Annotated in this window: 15 protein-coding genes; 9 read left to right on the top strand and 6 right to left on the bottom strand. The window is 64.8% G+C overall.

Translation table 11 applies throughout. The features are described from left to right. Both VSR71_RS27950 and VSR71_RS27945 read left to right on the top strand, forming a co-directional pair. Positions 1–2,558, top strand: a 2,558-nt coding sequence (locus VSR71_RS27950) for a VCBS domain-containing protein (RefSeq protein WP_342917012.1), incomplete at its 5' end; no start/stop codon positions are given. 202 nt (positions 2,559–2,760) lie between these two features. Then, positions 2,761–4,101 (top strand): TolC family outer membrane protein, encoded by a 1,341-nt coding sequence (locus VSR71_RS27945; RefSeq protein ID WP_342917011.1) that lies wholly within the window; start codon positions 2,761–2,763, stop codon positions 4,099–4,101. A gap of 36 nt (positions 4,102–4,137) precedes the next feature. Here the strand turns inward: VSR71_RS27945 and phaZ are convergent, their stop codons facing one another. After that, on the bottom strand, positions 4,138–5,364 hold the full coding sequence (phaZ, locus tag VSR71_RS27940; protein ID WP_342917010.1) for a polyhydroxyalkanoate depolymerase: 1,227 nt from the start codon (positions 5,362–5,364) through the stop codon (positions 4,138–4,140). A 378-nt stretch (positions 5,365–5,742) separates the two neighbouring features. Next, complete coding sequence (locus tag VSR71_RS27935; protein ID WP_342917009.1) at positions 5,743–5,943, bottom strand: hypothetical protein; 201 nt, start codon at positions 5,941–5,943, stop codon at positions 5,743–5,745. Between the two features lie 298 nt (positions 5,944–6,241). On the opposite strand from VSR71_RS27935, the gene VSR71_RS27930 reads away from it, so the two are divergent. The 3 genes from VSR71_RS27930 to VSR71_RS27920 all read left to right on the top strand — a co-directional run bounded on the left by VSR71_RS27930 (position 6,242) and on the right by VSR71_RS27920 (position 9,072). Continuing rightward, positions 6,242–6,718 (top strand): fumarate hydratase, encoded by a 477-nt coding sequence (locus VSR71_RS27930; protein WP_342917008.1) that lies wholly within the window; start codon positions 6,242–6,244, stop codon positions 6,716–6,718. Positions 6,719–6,921: 203 nt separating this feature from the next. Then, positions 6,922–7,419 (top strand): hypothetical protein, encoded by a 498-nt coding sequence (locus VSR71_RS27925; RefSeq protein WP_342917007.1) that lies wholly within the window; start codon positions 6,922–6,924, stop codon positions 7,417–7,419. A 366-nt stretch (positions 7,420–7,785) separates the two neighbouring features. Further along, the gene (locus VSR71_RS27920; protein WP_342917006.1) at positions 7,786–9,072 is read left to right on the top strand and encodes an MFS transporter; all 1,287 of its coding nucleotides are present in this window, start codon (positions 7,786–7,788) and stop codon (positions 9,070–9,072) included. Between the two features lie 31 nt (positions 9,073–9,103). On the opposite strand, the gene VSR71_RS27915 is transcribed toward VSR71_RS27920, so the two are convergent. The 4 genes from VSR71_RS27915 to VSR71_RS27900 form a co-directional block, all read right to left on the bottom strand. Then, the gene (locus tag VSR71_RS27915; RefSeq protein ID WP_342917005.1) at positions 9,104–10,486 is read right to left on the bottom strand and encodes a DUF1329 domain-containing protein; all 1,383 of its coding nucleotides are present in this window, start codon (positions 10,484–10,486) and stop codon (positions 9,104–9,106) included. Positions 10,487–10,564: 78 nt separating this feature from the next. Next, a complete protein-coding gene (locus tag VSR71_RS27910; RefSeq protein WP_342917004.1) occupies positions 10,565–11,548 on the bottom strand; it encodes an NADP-dependent oxidoreductase in 984 nt (327 codons plus the stop codon). Positions 11,549–11,695: 147 nt separating this feature from the next. After that, on the bottom strand, positions 11,696–12,355 hold the full coding sequence (locus VSR71_RS27905; protein ID WP_342917003.1) for a Dabb family protein: 660 nt from the start codon (positions 12,353–12,355) through the stop codon (positions 11,696–11,698). Next, entirely contained in the window at positions 12,345–12,689 is a 345-nt protein-coding gene (locus VSR71_RS27900; protein WP_342917002.1) for a hypothetical protein, read from the bottom strand. The genes VSR71_RS27905 and VSR71_RS27900 overlap by 11 nt, the downstream gene beginning before the upstream one ends. A 313-nt stretch (positions 12,690–13,002) precedes the next feature. On the opposite strand from VSR71_RS27900, the gene VSR71_RS27895 reads away from it, so the two are divergent. The 4 genes from VSR71_RS27895 (at position 13,003) to VSR71_RS27880 (ending at position 16,894) form a co-directional block, all read left to right on the top strand. Next, positions 13,003–13,965, top strand: a complete 963-nt coding sequence (locus VSR71_RS27895; protein WP_342917001.1) for an AraC family transcriptional regulator ligand-binding domain-containing protein — start codon at positions 13,003–13,005, stop codon at positions 13,963–13,965. Positions 13,966–14,082: 117 nt separating this feature from the next. Then, positions 14,083–15,264, top strand: a complete 1,182-nt coding sequence (locus VSR71_RS27890) for a CoA transferase (RefSeq protein ID WP_342917000.1) — start codon at positions 14,083–14,085, stop codon at positions 15,262–15,264. A 65-nt stretch (positions 15,265–15,329) separates the two neighbouring features. Continuing rightward, positions 15,330–16,073: a FadR/GntR family transcriptional regulator gene (locus tag VSR71_RS27885; protein WP_342916999.1), complete on the top strand. Its 744-nt coding sequence runs from the start codon at positions 15,330–15,332 to the stop codon at positions 16,071–16,073. Next, complete coding sequence (locus tag VSR71_RS27880) at positions 16,070–16,894, top strand: enoyl-CoA hydratase (protein WP_342916998.1); 825 nt, start codon at positions 16,070–16,072, stop codon at positions 16,892–16,894. Before VSR71_RS27885 ends, VSR71_RS27880 begins: the two co-directional genes overlap by 4 nt. Positions 16,895–16,903: the final 9 nt, after the last annotated feature.

Raw genomic sequence — 16,903 nt, 5'->3', positions numbered from 1 at the left:
GCACCTTCACCTTCGACAGCAACACCGGGGCCTGGACCTACACGCTCGATAACAGCAAGGCCGATGCGCTGACCGCAGGGCAACAGGTCAGCGATTCGCTGACGGTGGTGTCAGCGGACCAGACCGCACAGCAGACCATCACCGTCAATATCACGGGCGCCAACGATCATGCCACCATCACGGCGTCGGCCAGTGAGGATACGTCGGTGACGGAGGCTGGGGGACTGGCCAACGCTGTTGCCGGTGATGCATCGGCCAGCGGCACGCTGACGGTCAGCGATGTCGATACCGGTGAAGCACACTTTGCTGCCGTGCCGCCGGACAGCCTTGCCGGGCGCTACGGCACCTTCACCTTCGACAGCAACACCGGGGCCTGGACCTACACCCTCGACAACAGCAAGGCCGATGCGCTGACCGCAGGGCAACAGGTCAGCGATTCGCTGACGGTGGTGTCAGCGGACCAGACCGCGCAGCAGACCATCACCGTCAATATCACCGGCGCCAACGACTACGCCACCATCGCCGCATCGACCAGCGAAGACACCTCGGTGACCGAGGCGGGCGGCGTGGCCAATGGCACGGCAGGCGATGCCTTCGCCAGCGGCACGCTGACGGTGAGCGATGGCGATACCGGTGAGGCGCACTTTGCCGCCGTGGCGCCGGGCAGCCTGGTCGGCAAGTTCGGGAGTTTTACGTTCCATAGCGATACGGGCGCGTGGACCTACACGCTGGACCAGGGTAAGGCGGATGCGCTGGTGGCAGGGCAGCAGGTGAGCGACACGCTGACAGTGCAATCGTCCGATCTCAGCGCCAGCCAGCTCATCACGGTCAATATCACCGGCGGGAACGATACCGTGGTGAACACCGTACCCACGGCGCAGGCGGGCACGGAAGACACGGCGCTGGTTTTCAGTTCGGCCAACGGCAATGCGCTCAGCATCGCGGATGTCGACAGCGCAAGCCATACCGTGACGCTGACGGCGGCCGCCGGAACGATCACGCTGAACGGAATCGCCGGCCTGCAGTTCCTGGCGGGAGACGGCACCGCGGACGGCACCATGACATTCACGGGCACAGACGCGGCGATCAATGCCGCGCTGGACGGGATGACGTTCGTCGGCGACAAGGATTATGCGGGCAAGGCGTCGGTGCAGATCCAGGCGGGCGATGGCATCTCGTCAGACACCAACGCGGTGGCGATTACGCTCAATGCTGTCAACGATGCGCCGGCGGCGGCATCGGACCTGGTCTATGTCTCCAACGACAGCAATGGCAACAGCCGCAGCACCGTCCTGATTCCGGTCAGCGCACTACTCGGCAATGACGGCGATGTCGACGGCATGGCGCTGTCAGTCACGGCGGTGGGCTCCGCGAACGGCGGTGTCAGCAACCTCGGTTTCGTGTCGGATACCAACGGCAGCTACATCCGCTTCGACGTCGACAAGACCTCCGGCAGCTTCGCCTATACCGTTTCGGATGGTGCCGGCGGCACCAGTACCGCCACCGTCGCGGTCAATGTCATCACGACCGAAAACGGTGCCAACGTGTCGCTCTCGGGCCTGGACTACCAGGCGTCCTACCTCGATGGCGGCTCCCAGAACGATACGCTGACCGGTGCCGCCATTGCCGACGTCTTTATTGGCGGAGCGGGCACCGACACGCTGAACGGCGGTGCCGGCGACGATGTGCTGCGCGGTGCCGGCGGCAACGACACCATCGACGGTGGCGCCGGGATCGACTTGCTGGATTTCTCCGACGCCGGCGCACTGCTGACCTTCACGCTGACGCAGAGCAATGTGGCCACCCCGTTCAACACGGGATCGGGAGCCGGGCTCGGCACCGACACCTACAAGAATATGGAGGGTGTGATCGGCTCGCGCTTCGGTGACACCCTGACGGGCAGCGTCGGCTCCGACATCATTCGCGCTGGCGGCGGCAATGACATCATCGACGGCGGCGCCGGCCTCGACATGCTGGACTTCACCGATGCGAAGGGCTCGGTTGCCTTCACGCTGACGCAGGGCAGCGGCGTCACCGTCGCCGACCTGGGCGCGGCGTCCGGCCTGGGCGTCGACAGCTACAGGAACATGGAGGGAGTGATCGGCTCGGCCTTCAACGACACGATCACCGGTTCGGGCGACGGCGACGTGCTGCGTGGCGGCGCGGGCAACGACCAGCTGGCAGGCGGCGGCGGCAACGACCTGCTCGTGGGCGGTGCCGGCGCCGACCAACTGACTGGTGGCGGCGGCAGCGACACCTACCGCTTCCTGCGCGCCGATGCGGCCTCGGTCGACACGATCGCCGATTTCGACGTCACGCCAGCGGCCGCCGGCGGCGACGTGCTGGACCTGTCCGACCTGCTGTCCGGCGCCACTGTCACCACTGCCAACGCGGCGCAGTTCGTGCGGCTTGCTGAGGTCGATGGCGATACCGTGGTCAGCCTGGACCGCGACGGCGGCGGCTCGGGCGCCGCATTCCAGGACGTGGCGGTGCTGCAGGGCGTGGTCGGACTCGACCTGAACACCCTGCTGAGCAACGGCAATATTCATACCGTCTAGCAGACAGCATCGAACAGCAAGCAGCAAGCAGCAAGCAGCAAGCAGCAAGCAGCAAGCAGCAAGCAGCAAGCAGCAAGCAGCAAGCTGGGCAGGACCGGCGGCACCGCCGCCGGCGCAGTAGAAAACCATAATAAACGGGCAGGGCACCGCGTTGCGCGGCACACAGGTGCGGCGAGCGCGGTGTACCCGATCTGGGGGAAGCATGACGACAGCATGGTGCCGGCTGGCATCCGTACTGCTATGGGCAGCCATGGTGGTGCCGCATTACGCGGCAGCCCAGGCGCTGCAGCAGGCGGTCGAGCAGGCCGTGCACACCAATCCCGAAGTGCTGGCGGCGGGCAGCCGCCGACTGGCCGCCGACGAGGGGCTGAAGCAGGCGCGTGCCGGTTACTTGCCGCGGGTCGATGTCAATGCCGCTACCGGCCGCGTGCGCCTTGACAGCCACAGCACGCGCGCCATGGGACTGGCGGATTCTTCCTATGCCAGCCACGTGGCCGGCGTGACCATTTCGCAGATGCTGTTCGATGGCTTTGGCGTCAGCAGCGACGTAGAGCGGCAGGGCGCGCGCATCGAAGGTGCGGCTTACCGTGTCGGCACCACCGCCGAAGACATAGCGCTGCGCACGGTCGGCGTGTATGTGGAGGTGCTGCGGCGTCAGGAAACGGTGGCGATTGGCCAGGCCAACCTTGAAGCGCACCAGCACATTTATGACCAGATACGGCTCGGTGCCGACAACGGCGTGCTGCGCCGCGCCGATCTATACCAGGCCGAAAGCCGGCTGGCACTGGCCCAGGCCAACCTGCGCGCCGAGCAGGGGTTGCTGCAGGAAGCCGTGACGGCGTTCCTGCGCGTGGTCGGCGCGCCGCCGCAAGGGTTGTCCCGGCCGGAATCGCTGGCGGCCGTGCTGCCCGCCACCGAGCGCGAGGCGCTGCAGGTGGCCGGCGCCAGCCATCCGGCGCTGGGTGCGGGGCAGGCCGATATCGCCGAAGCCGAGGCCGCCCGCTCGCTGGCCCGCTCGGCCTTGTGGCCACGGCTGGAGCTGGAAGTTGGCGCGGCGCGCGACCGCGACCGTGTGCTGGGCACCACGGATGAGCGCAGCGTGATGCTGCGGGTGCGCTACAACCTGTTCCGCGGCAACGCCGACAAGGCACGCATCAACGAGGCCGGCTACCAGATCCAGGAAGCTGAGCAGAACCTGGAGCGGTTGCGCCGGCAGGTGCAGGAAAGCGTGTCGCTAGCTTATAACGCCTATCGCACCGCACAGGATCGGCTGGTCAGTCTGCAGCAATATGTCCAGGCGAGCGACGCCACGCGCGTCAGCTACGGCAGGCAGTTCCGCATCGGTCAACGCAGCCTGCTTGACCTGCTCAACGCCGAGAATGAGTACTTCAGCGCGCGCACGGCGTACGTGACCGGCCAGTACACCCAGCTCGCCAGCCAGTACCGCATCCTGGCCGGCATGGGCTTGCTGCTGGCGACGCTGCAGGTGGCGCCGCCCGGCGAGGCGCTGATGCAGGCGGCGATGCGCAGCCGTCCGCGCTGACTGCTGCGGCCAGGACCGGGACAGCCGGTCGGTGAATTACCCATAGCGTCGGGTCACATCCCGGATACGCGGAAAAATTTGGCTACGCCAGGCAGGCCCGGAGAATAAATCGTAGTGATTGCAGCGGGAGGCCGTGACTCGCCGCTTGTCGCCGCGCGCGATGCCGTGGCACAGATCATGCGCTGCGTGGGTCTGACCGCACCCGGAAATGTCGTCAAGGCCACCTTCAATGGTCAACAGGGCTGTGTTTGTGATGTCCTGCGGCCGCACGCGCTGACCCTGTACGTCCCAGGTGCCGCGGGCTAGCTGGAACTCCTGAAACACGGAATGAACGGTATCCAGGTAGAAGTCCGCAGCAAGGTCGAGCACTGCGTGATAGTCAAGCAGCGCTTGCCAGCTCGCCGGCTTCCGGCCACCATCACCGCAAAGCAGTTTCAGGCAGGATTCCCGATACAGGTCCCATAGCGCGGATACCTGCGTGGCTCCGAGGGCGGCAATCTGAACAAAACCCGGACAGACCCGGCGTCCTGCACCTGCATACGGCTTTGGCACGACGTGCACCAGATTGCGCCGGAACCACTGAAGAGAATAGCTTGAGGCAAAACGCCCGATAGCGGTCGGATTCCGACGTGCGTCGATCGGGCCGCCAAGTAAAGTCAGGCTCCTCGGTGTGGGCTCGCCCTGACTTGCCAGCAGCGCGACGGCGCCCAAGGCCGGGACAGTCGCCTGGCATATGGCCAGGACATGCAGCGGCCCGGCGTCGATCTCCCGGATAAAGCGGCGGATGTGAATAACGCAGTCATCCAGGTGAAACGAGCCAGCGGACACGGGAACGTGGCGAGCATCCGTCCAATCCGTGACATAGACGATGTGTTCCTGTAGCAGCGATTGCACGACATCGCGAAGCAGGACGGCGTGATGGCCCGCAAGCGGCGCGCAAACGAGGACGATGGGAGTTGCCTGCTGCTCTGCGCGGGGTTCAAGCCTTGCCGCCTCGAAGCGTCTCAGGTGGCAAAAAGGACTTTCCGAGACAAGCCGCTCCAGCACAGGAACGGCAACGCCGTCACAGTCAATGGCAGCAATACCAAACGCAGGCTGGTCGGAAGCCGTGTTGCGACAGAGCAGCTCTTTCCAGCGGGACGCAAAGTCTTGCGCGCCGGGAACATAGGCAAAGGAGTTGAACGGGCTGAGCAGAGCGGCGACCGACTGATCGGCCCACGCCGCGATCATTGCACGTTGATACTCCACCATCGAATACAACATGTCGACTCCGGGCAAGCCAATGCATCAAGGGAGATGATCGCCTCTCCATTTACGAGAGACTGCACGTGGTCTGCCGGCTTCCGGCCTGCCCGCAGGGCAGCCGTTCCAAAGTCCAACGCGCGAGCGATACGCGGCTCGGGCAAGTGGTTTCAGCGATCCGGCCTCGGTAACGCCTATCTAGAGTCTAGAACCTGGTCGGCAACGAATCTCTGGAAATTGAAAACTTGTCGGGCAAAACTCACTTGCGGCAGCCGCGGCGGGGCTGCGCGCGGACGGAGATGATCTTGATCCAGGGCGCAGCGGGACACTACGGCACGCGCAGGCGAAAGCGGTCGGTCGCAGCAGCCGGCGCCGGTCCTCTTGCTTTCAAACCGACTCTTACCGAATTCGGCGTACAGCGTGCAGCATGGAATGCCCCTGGCTTGTCAGGCGGGGATAGACATTGCCGCTGCCATGGCCATGTTCCATCGTGACCAGCTTTTGCTCCAGCAAGCTGTCCAGCTGCTCCGGCTCGAGGTCGTGAATCTCCGGCGCATCGCCGAGAAGAAGCAGTGCTGCGATTTCATGAGGACTTAGCATGTCGGCATCCTTTGTCGGGCAAAAAGGGAACTGCGACTGCTGGTCCGTGGAGCTTGTTCCACGGAAGAAGGGGAACTGCGAGGAGTGGATCGGTGCGAGGACGCGCTGGAGGCGCACACCGAGCCTCGAAGGTTAACAGTTTTCTCGCAGGAAGCAAGGAGAGCTTGTGCTGCGGCGCAGCGGTCACAGGTAAGCCCGGCGAATTGCCGTGGTCGCAAGCCGGGCCTCAGGAGCTCGCATTCCTTGCAACTGCGCCACAGCGGTTATACTCCGCGCTCCACAACAACGGGTAATCAAGATGGTCGCCGCAACCAAGGCAGTTCCTCAGACTAAAGCAGTTACCAACAAGAAGCCTGCCGCAAAAAAGCTGGCGGTTCCGGCAAAAAAGGCCAGCGTGCTCGCACGTGAAGCCCAGGCAGCGAAGAAGCGCTTGCTGAAACTGCGTGTCGACACGAAGAAGGCAATCGAAGCGGCAAAGCGCGAGGTCGCGCAGGCAACGGAAGCGGCAAAGGCCGCAGCCCGTTTCGAGAAGCAAGCCGCAAAGGACAAGCTCGCGGCAAAGAAGGCAAAGGCTGCGGGCGCCAGGAAGGCGACCGGCAAGGCTGCCGCCACGAAGGCTGCCGCCACGAAGGCAGCCCCACGCAAGGCAGCGGCCGGCAAGACGACCTTGCCGAAAGCTGCATCGAAGAAGGCCGCAGTGAAAGCCGTGACGAAGAAGCGCGCTCCGGCAAGGAAAGTGGCCTCGACCGTCGCGGCACCCGAAGCTTCGGCGTAATCTTTCCCCGGCTGGTACGGTACGTCGCCTGCCGGTCGATTGACGGAGGCAGGGCGCGCAGATTGCGCCCTGCCTGAAGCTCTGCTGAACCGTGTATCGACCCCACTGGCTTCAGCAAATCAGCGCCAGCGAAGATCTACCGTATATTCCGCTGGGTCATGATTGACGAGGCACAGAACACTAGTTCCTCGAGCACAGGATTTATGCAAGACACCGACGACTCGTCTCTGGCGCAGGAAACCCCTGCAATTCACGAGCCCAGGCTTTGGCGAGACAAGGGCTGGACTGCCCGCATCATCAAGAACGAGGATGGCGACGGCTGGGCCGTCGAGATGATCCGGGAAGGCTGCGCCGAGCCGGCGCTTGTCGGTCCCTGGACCATGGGCCGGAACAAGGTCGACCCGAAGCCGCTCGATGCCACGGCCCACCAGACGCTGGTCAAGACTGCCTCGGAAGTCATCCGGCGGCATGAGCAGCAAATGCACGCTCAACTCAACAAGCAGTGCAAGATCGAGACCGATTCCGGAACGTTGACCGTCAAGCTTGCCGTTACGCCGGATGAATTCGAGCCCTTCGGTACGCTCACGGCCGAGGATGCCTTCGGTGAAGTGATTGCGACTGTCAAGGTGCCACCCGACTTCCGTCTGACGCGCGACAGCGCCGCCCGCTGGGCAGCTGACGGGTTTGCGAAGATCCGCTGAGGCGCAGACCTTCAGCGCGATTCTGGATACGTTGCAGCAACGCTGCTGGCAATGTCCGCCGCTCCCGTTCCGGGCGCGCAGCAGCTTAAGAGCCCCCTTTGACGGCGCCTTGCGGCGCCTTGCGCTCAGGAAGCTACCTTGACCGGACAGCGGCATTTGCCCGCGCGCCAACGTCCTTCCCACCGCTAATAAAATTGCACTATTCTCGCGGACAAGGACGACTCCAGGCCATTCCCGGGAGCTGCTCAGGCGGACAGAGAGAGTCCGGCTGACGCGGGACCTGAGGAAGTGGCGTTGCGAGCAGTTCAGTTCTCGCCGGCAGTCCGGTAAGGGTCGAATTTCCAGTCTTTCGCTTTGCCTCCGACGATGCCGGCCGCTTCCGATCACGATGGCCCCGAGGACAATCACCGGACCCTGCTGTACTTCGGCTGGCTGACACTGTTCGTCCATCTGGCGACGCCGGCCGGCTACCTGATCGATATCCAGGCGTCGTACCTGCTCAAGAATCAGCTGCACGCAACGGCGACGGAGATTTCGACATTCCGGCTGGTTACCGGAATACCCGTGTACATCGCCTTTGCCTTTGGCCTGGCGCGCGATCACTGGAATCCGCTGGGATTGCGCGACCGCGGCTTCTTCCTGATTTTCGCTCCCGTCACCGCGGCGGCACTTATCTGGATGGCGCTTGCGGGGCTCTCATACACGGGACTGGTCGTCGGGATGCTGCTGGCCATGCTGTCGTCCCGATTTACCGCCGCGGCCTATCAGGGATTGATTGCCCTGGTGGGCCAGGAAAAACTGATGTCCGGGCGCCTGAGCGCGCTGTCTAACGTGGTCAGCTCGATTCCCGTCGTTGCGGGCGCGTTCGCTTCCGGATACGTGTCCGATCATCTTGCCCCGCAGGAGGCCTTCTTGCTGGTGGCGATGGTCACTTTGCTGATTTCCGTGTTCGGGCTCTGGAAGCCCGTCTCCGTCTTCGGCCATGCGTACGAGAAGCCGCAAGCCAGGGGCTCGGGCTTTGTTGGCAATGTCAGGCGGCTGGTGAAGCATAAGGCCGTCTATCCGGCGCTGCTCATCTGCTTCCTGTGGAACTTCGCGCCAGGGTCGGCCACACCGCTGCAGTTCTACCTGACCAATGAACTGCATGCATCGGATTCCGTGTACTCGTACTACAACGGGATCTTCGCCGCCGCGTTCATCCCGACATTCTTGCTGTATGGCGTGCTATGCAAGAAGGTATCGCTGAACAAGCTGCTGTGGTGGGGAACGATCGTCGCCGTGCCGCAGATGGTTCCACTGGCGTTTATTCACTCGGCCGATCTTGCGCTGGTATTGGCGATACCGATAGGGCTGATGGGCGGGCTGGCCACGGCAGCGTACTTCGATCTTGCGATGCGGTCCTGTCCACCGGGCCTGCAAGGAACCTTGATGATGCTGGTCGAAGGTGTGCTCGCGCTCTCGGCGCGTGCCGGCGACCTGTTGGGCTCGTGGATCTATCACAGCGGCGCCGCGCACGGCTTTACGTTGTGCGTGGTCGCGACTACCGTGGTGTACGCACTGATCCTCCCCCTGATCCCGCTGGCGCCGAAAGCATTGATTGCGACCAGGGATGGCGAGGCAAATCCGGAGGCTGCGGCCGACGTCAACGGTTAGCCGCAACTGGCATGGATTACCGGAAGGGAAGTCAGTGCCCCGCCCCCCGGATCGAATCCGGGGAAAAATACGCTTCGCCAAACTGCGGGCTGCTGTTCAGGCGTACCGGCTTCCCTTCATTGGTCAGCCGGTCCGCCAGATAGGAGCCGGCAGCGAGGTCATGGTAGAACGCCACCGCCGGGTAGTAGCGCCGCGCATCGTAGGCGTAAAGCGACGATTGCATATTGGTTCGCCACAACTGGCCGCGGGCATCGTAGTTGTCGGCAAGCACTGCCATCCAGGTGTCTTCATCCAGGTACAGGACACGCTTCGCATACTGATGCCGGAAGCCTTGCTTCAGTCTGGCTTCGAGCACCCAGACGCGGTGCAGTTCATAGCGGATCAGTTCCGGGGCCGCATGGTTGGGGCCAAGCAGCTCGGCGTACTTGACGCCGGGATCAACCAGCTTGTAGTTGTGGTAGGGAATGTAGATCTCCCGCTTGCCGACAATCTTCCAGTCGTAGCGTTCGCCGGAGCCATTGAACAGGCGATCGTCGTCCACCGTACGGAAGCCGCCCGGCCCCAGCGGCTGGTCGAAGCCGAACTCGGGTGCCTGCCGCACCCGGCGCGTACCGGGATTGTATTGCCAGGTCCTGGCCGTATCCGAACCTTCGCGATCCCAAAAGTTGTGGGAGACGATGATATTGCCGCGTTCGCGCAAAGGCAGTTCGGTCTCCACGCGGGCGAAGGTCCGGTTGGTCAGCGGCGAGCCCTTTTCAAATGCGGTGCCGTTGACCGGTGACCAGATGTCATATTTCCACTTGCCCCATGCGATCTTGCCGTCGCGATACACGACCGCCTGGTCGTAGACCGCCGACTCTTCGGCAATGGCGGAAGAAAAGCGAAGATTCCACATCAGCTCCAGCCCGCTCTTGGGAACAGGAAACGGCGCGGTGGGCGGATAGTCCTTGAGGCCGTTCGCGTCCGTCGTCAGCTGCGTTCTGGGGGCGTGGTGCTGGATCGCCTTGTAGACGGCATCGCCATAGCGGAAGTCGCGATGGCTCGGATAGATCGCCATCCTGAAGGTCGTCGGGTACAGCTTGAACAGGGCGAGCTGCCCGTCGCTCAGGTGAGCACGGTACTGGTCCATGTTCTGGGCAGTGATCGTTGCCAGCGGTTGTTCCGACGCGTAGGGATCAGGATAGGCATCGCGCGGCCTGAAAGTCAGGCCTGCGGGCGCTGACTGCCATTTTCCGCTCCACGCGGGGATGCTGCCGTCCTTGTTGGCCGATCGCTCGGCCCCCATTGGCGTGAGCGGGCCGTCCAGGCGCCTGACTTCGTCGGGCGTCATCGCGGCAAGGGAAGGTGCGTTCAGCTGCGAGGCGGCTAGTACCGCACCGGCTATCGTGCACAGCAGCAAGGCCTTGCTCTTCATTGTGTCTCCTCCGGTTTCGATGTTGTGTCGGCCGTGCGCCAGCTTCGGGATGACCGGCTGGCCTGGGGCCGTCTGCAATCAGGTATTGGGCGGTTCGGCGACACGCAGCACCAGCTTGGCTGGCGCCTTGCCCGACTGGACCAGGTCGAGTGCGCGTGCCGCGTGTTCCAGCGGCAGGCATGCGATGCGAGGCGGCCGCAGGCGCTCGCTTGCGATCAGCGACGCGATCTCGCGCAGCCGCGCGCCGCTGGGCATCTTGCTGTACGCCACGGCGGTGCGCATGCCGCGCCGCGCGGCTTCGGCCGGATCGGGGCCGTTGTCGCCACTGACCAGGGTCAGGATGGCGACAAGGATGCCGCCGGGCCTGAGCAGGTCCATGCCGTTCGGCAGGGTGCCGCAGCCAACGGCATCCAGGACCAGGTCGACACCGGCCGGCGCCCATGCCTGCATGGCGGCACCAATGTCGCCGCGGTAGTCGATCGCCAGGCCGCAGCCGAGCGCCATCAGTTCGTCGCGGCGAGCGGCGCTGCAGGTGGCAGCGACCGTCGCCCCGGCTGCCGTTGCCAGTTGCACGGCGAACGTGCCCACCGCACCGGCACCGCCATGCACCAGCACCGTCTGACCTGGCCTGAGGCCGCCTTCGTCGAAGAGCCCGGTCCAGGCCGCCAGCGCCGGTGTCGGGACGGCGGCGGCTTCGGCAAATCCCAGGTTGTCGGGGATCGGGACCACGCAATCCCGGGAGACCGAGACGTACTCGGCATAGGCGCCCCATTTGCCTGCGCCAACCTCGGTTTGCGCGAACACGCGCTGGCCCGGGACGAAGTCCCTGACGCCAGCCCCCACGGCTGCCACGACGCCGCTGGCATCGAAGCCGATCACGATCGGGAAGCGGTATGGCATGAAACGGCTCAGATAGCCTTCACGGCATTTCCAGTCCGCCGGATTCACGCCGGCGCAGACGACGCGAATCAGGATTTCGCCGGGAGCGGGCTCGGGCTTCGGGACGTCCGCAAGCCTGAGTACGTCGGGTCCGCCGGTACGCTCAATGACGACAGCGCGCATGCTTTTCTCCATCGGTTTACCTCGCGGACAGTGCATCGTGGTTCAAGCCCGGGTGTGCCCACGGCGGGATCACGGGCGGGGGCAGGGTGCCCTGGCCATCGAGCGTGCGGACGTCCAGCCCCTTTCCTGTCAGTTTTCCGTGTGCGGTCATGGCGCGTATTCCTCGCTGCGGTTGTGGTTGGCAATCAGGCTGCTTGCAAGCGGGCAGAATGCATGGCAGATCGCCTGCACCGTCCATTCGGGAAACTCGGGGTCGAACCATCGGTCGACGCGGCCCCAATGGAAGGGATGCATCAGGTATTCGCCCAGGAGGTCCTCCGCGCTGGCGAACTCCTGCTGCCAGACGTGGGTCCATGTGCCGGGCGACAGGACGCGGGCAAGCCGCCAGTTTAGGATGCCGGGCATGTACTCAGGCATGCGCAGCAGGTCCTGCTCAAGGCCGCGGACCTGCCAGCCGGGTGCTTCGGGCCGGACCCGGAACATCAGCGTGCGCCAGACCCCGTGGCGCAACCCAGGGGCCCGCAGTCCCTCCGAGATCGGGCCATAGGCGACGCGATCCACGTCTGCCAGGCCGTTCAGCGCGGCTGCCAGGCTGGCGTCGTGAGCGGGCGGGCAGGATGGCAGCGGGTCGAATTGCAGGTCGAGCGTGTAGTCCCCGGCTCCCCAGCTTCCCGCCAGGTTCCGGCCGATCGCAACCTGGCGCAGGCCTGGCAGGGTTTCGATCCGAGCAAGCAGTGCCTGCTCCTGTGCAGGCGTCCCGGTGCGGATGCCGGGGTGAATCCTTATCTGCGCTGTCTCATGCCGCATCGCATGGCTCCTTGCGCCGGGGCAAGCCACATGTCGCATCGGTCATCACATGCCGGCGGCGCGCATCGCACAGCGTGCCGACTGTTGACCAGAAGGCGAGGGCCGGAGCGTCGATGCTGGCGCGCATGGCGTAGTAGGCCGGCGCATCCGCCACTTGCCACAGCAGCCACAAGGTATTGGGTGCATCTTCCAGCGCCACGGGTGGCGAGACCCAGCGCTGCAGCAGCGCCAGGCCCCGGGCGCTGCTGCCGGGCAGGTACTGGCTTTCCAGCAGGCCCAGCACAGTGGGCAGGTGCCCCGGCGCGAGCACGATTTCATCGAGTATGTGGATCATGGCTGTGTCTCGCGCGGTGCGGGCAGGGTGCAGCAGCGCTGCGATGTCGGCGTCGGAGACTGGCGGTCGGAATGCGCGGTCATGGGTTGTCCCGTATGGGCATGGCGTTCAAGGCGTGGCAACCTCCGTGGCCCGGGCCGTGCGCAACGAGGCGTGCGCAACTTGTGGCGCGGCTGGAAGTGCCGGGATGATTATGTGAGGCCCCGCCGCACGCCATCCCTACCCGGACGATCAACAATCGCTACCGAAGCAATCAGGACGAGCAACCATGAATGCCTACATTGCGGGGAATCCCGTGCCTGTTCCGCACGGCATGGTGCAGCGCTTGCTGGACGAACTGAAGCGGCAGGGCGTCGAGGTGCCTCCTGCCGCCGGCGCATCCGCGCACGCACCGCCCGCGCAGTTCACCGCGCTCTATCGCGCCGCGATCGAGCAACTGGAAGCCCTGGTCGCCAAAGGCAATGGCCACCCGCCGATGCGCAAGCAGGAAGTGGACTTGCTGTGCCGCTGCGTGTTGAGCAGCCGGACGCTAGGGGAGGCGATCCGCTGCGCGGCCGACTTCTGCGCGATGCTGTATCCGCGCGCCGGTTCGCTCAGCCTCGGGCAAAGCGCAGGCCAGGCGGTGTTCCGCATGGATTCACTGCGGCGCGCAAAGAGCTCCGCGGCTTGCCTGGTGGACCTGACCGGGCTCTTTTTCTACATGCTCCTGTTCGGCTGGCTGATCGGCCAGCCGCTACGGCCGACCCACGTCTGCCTGGCACATCCCCGGCGCGAGGACGCCATGCCCTTTCTTGGCTTGTTCCATGCCGCTGTGACGTCCGGCGCCCAGACCTACGGGTTTGAATTCGATGCGGTGTTGCTCGACCGGCCGGTCGTGCGCCAGGCAGCGGAGCTCGATGCTTTCCTGGAAGACTTTCCTTACCGGCTGATCGGCGCGCCGGTCGAGGTCGTGTCACTGAGTCAGCAGGTGCGTGGCATCCTGCATGCCGCGCTGGTACACGGCGCGCGGCTGCCGACGCTCGCTGAACTGGCGCTACGCTTTGATGTCAGCGAACCGACGCTGCGCCGCCGCCTCGCTGCCGACGGCAGCAGTTACCGGGTACTGCGCGAGCGCAGCCTGCAGGAATACGCCGAACAATGCCTCGGTACGACCAACTGGCCGATCGGCAGGATCGCGGAGCAGCTTGGCTTTGCCAGCGAGGAAGCGTTTCGCCGCGCGTTCCAGCGCTGGACCGGGCATGCGCCGACATGGTTCAGGCGGGAAAACAGAGGGTGAGGCGCTGCCACAGTGGCAAATACGGGTTTACGCGGGGAATCGATCCGCATTTTTTTAATATAGGATGTCCAACATCCCACTTCAAAGTGGGCCTGCCCAAAAAGACTGGAGACAATTGTGGTGCGTGGTCCTCTTTCCCGCTTTACCGTACTCGACCTGACGCGCGTGCGCTCCGGTCCGGCCGCCGTACGCCAGTTCGCCGACTGGGGCGCGACGGTCATCAAGATCGAAGAACCGGGCCAGGCGCCCGACGACAAGCCGGGCGGTTCAGCGCAGTTTGCCGACTACCAGAACACGCACCGCAACAAGCAGAGCATCACGCTTAACCTCAAGCATCCGGAGGGGCGCGCGCTGTTCCTGGATCTGGTGCGCAAGGCCGACGTGGTGGTGGAAAACTACCGGCCGGCGGTCAAGTTCAAGCTGGGCATCGACTATGAGTCGCTGCGCAAGATCAATCCGCGCATCGTGTACGGCAGTGTTTCCGGCTTCGGCCAGGACGGCCCGTACCACGACCGGCCGGGCCTGGACCAGATCGCGCAGGGCATCTCGGGCATGATGTCCGTCACCGGCGAACCCGGGCGCGGACCCATGCGGGCCGGCATCCCGGTGGCGGACCTCACCGCCGGCCTGTTCTGCGCGATCGGCGTGATGGTGGCGCTGCTGGAACGCGAGGCGTCCGGGGAAGGACAGTGGGTGCAGACCTCGTTGCTGCAATCACAGCTGTGGATGATGGATTTCCAGGCGATGCGCTGGCTGATGAACGGCGAAGTGCCGGGCCAGAGCGGCAACGATCATCCCACCAGCAGCCCGACCGGCGTGTTCCCTACGCAGGATGGCTACATGAATATCGCGGCCATGGGCAACGACATCTTTGCGCGGCTGTGCAAGGTGCTGGAGTTGCCCGAGCTGGTGTCCGATGAGCGCTTCCTGTCGGTGCCGCTGCGCGCCCGCAATCGCCCGGAGCTGAACGCCGCAATCGCCGAGCGCACCCGCACCCGCACCACCGAGGAGTGGATTGGCCGCATGAACCGCGAAGGCGTGCCATGCGGCCCCATCCTGAGCATGGACCAGGCCTTTGCCGATCCGCAGGTGGAACACCTTCGCATGAGCCAGCCAATCGAGCACCCGACGCTGGGCCAGATCTCGGTGGTCGGCCAGCCGGTGATCCTGAGCCGCACGGCGCTGGGGAAACTGGCGCCGGCGCCCGCGACCGGGGAGCACAACCACGAGGTCTACCGGTCGTTGCTCGGTCTGGATGCGGCCCGCATCGAAGCGCTCGCGGCGCAGGGGGTGATCTGATTGGGCGTTAACATGTCCGGCATGATCGCCCCGAATGCGGGGTTGCAGACATGACGGAGATTCTCATGAAGGACCAACTCGACACCGAAATCCGCGGATTCAAGAGCCTGCGCCGGCCGGACAACCTGCCCGACGAGATCGCGCACCAGATCCGGCAGCGCATCCTCGATGGCACGCTGGCGCACGGGCAGCGCCTGCCGACGGAACACGAGCTGGCCACTGCGTTCGATGTGAGCCGCAATGTCGTGCGCGAAGCGATCGCGCGGCTCAAGCTGTCGGGCTACGTCGAGACGCGACGCGGCACCGGCTCATTTGTTGCGCAAGGCATCGGGCAGCGCAACTTTGAGATCGTCACCGATGAGCTGCTGCAGAAGGACGCACTCGAGCAGGTGTTCCAGCTGCGGGTCGAGATCGAATCGGGTGCGGCGGCGCTGGCGGCACGGTTCCGTACGCCCGCGCAACTGGAGGCGCTGCGGCTGGCGCTGGTGAACGTCGATGCGGCGGGCGGAGACTGGGAGAAGGGCGCAGACACCGCGCTCGACTTCCACCTCGCGGTGGGCAACGCCACCAATAACCCGTACTTTGTCCGCTTGATGGCGCACCTGAGCCATGTTTTGCACGACTCGGTACGGACGCTGCGCTCCACCTCGACCGGCACCTCGCGTATTGCCGAGATCGAAAAGGAACACCACGCGATTTTCGATGCCATTGCCGCCGGCAATGCCGACGAGGCACGCGCGGCCATGCGCCTGCACCTGACCAATGGCATCGAACGACACAGGGCCCGAGGGCCAGGAACGACAACATGAGCACCACACGCATACTTGAAGGCGAAATCACCGATACCCTGCTGGTGGAAAAGCGGGGCAGCACAGGTTGGATTACCTTTAACGACCCGGGCCGCCACAACGCCGTGTCGTTCGACATGTGGGCGGCACTGCCCAAGGCGCTCGCCGCGTTCGGGCAGGACGACGAGGTCCGCTCGGTGGTGCTGACCGGCGCCGGAGAGCGTGCCTTTGTCAGCGGGGCCAACATTTCCCAGTTCGACAACCTGCGCTCCGGCGAGGAAGCTGTCGCGGCCTACGAGCAAGTGGCCGAGACCGCCCAGCTTGCGCTGTACGACTACGCCAAGCCCACGCTTGCCAGGATCAAGGGCTATTGCATCGGCGGCGGCCTGAATATCGCCCTGTGCTGCGATATCCGGATTGCATCGGCGGACAGCACCTTTGCGATCCCGGCCGGCAAGCTCGGGCTGGGCTACCGCCTGAGCGCCATCCGCAACCTCGTGAGCACCGTGGGTGCCGCCAATGCGCTGGAAATCTTCCTGACGGCGAACCGCTATGCGGCCGCCGACGCCAGGGCGCTGGGCCTGATCCATCAGGTCACCGCAACAGCCGACGCGGCTGCCCTCGACGAAGCGCTGCAGGTCCGGCTCGACCAGATTGCCGCCAACGCGCCGCTGACGCTACGCGCCGGCAAACGCATGATCCGCCAGTTGCAGCAACTGGGGCCGGAGGTCGATATCGCCGGAATGCAGCAACTGGTGATGCAGTGTTTCGCCAGCGACGACTACCGCGAGGGCAAGCGCGCCTTTGCGGAAAAACGCAGCCCGGTGTTCACCGGCAAATAGGCTGCCGAC

Origin of the sequence: Cupriavidus oxalaticus (assembly GCF_038900635.1) — a bacterium.
GTDB lineage: Bacteria > Pseudomonadota > Gammaproteobacteria > Burkholderiales > Burkholderiaceae > Cupriavidus > Cupriavidus oxalaticus_B.
Note: the sequence above shows the minus strand (reverse complement) of the source record. Positions and strands in the feature narration are given on the sequence as shown.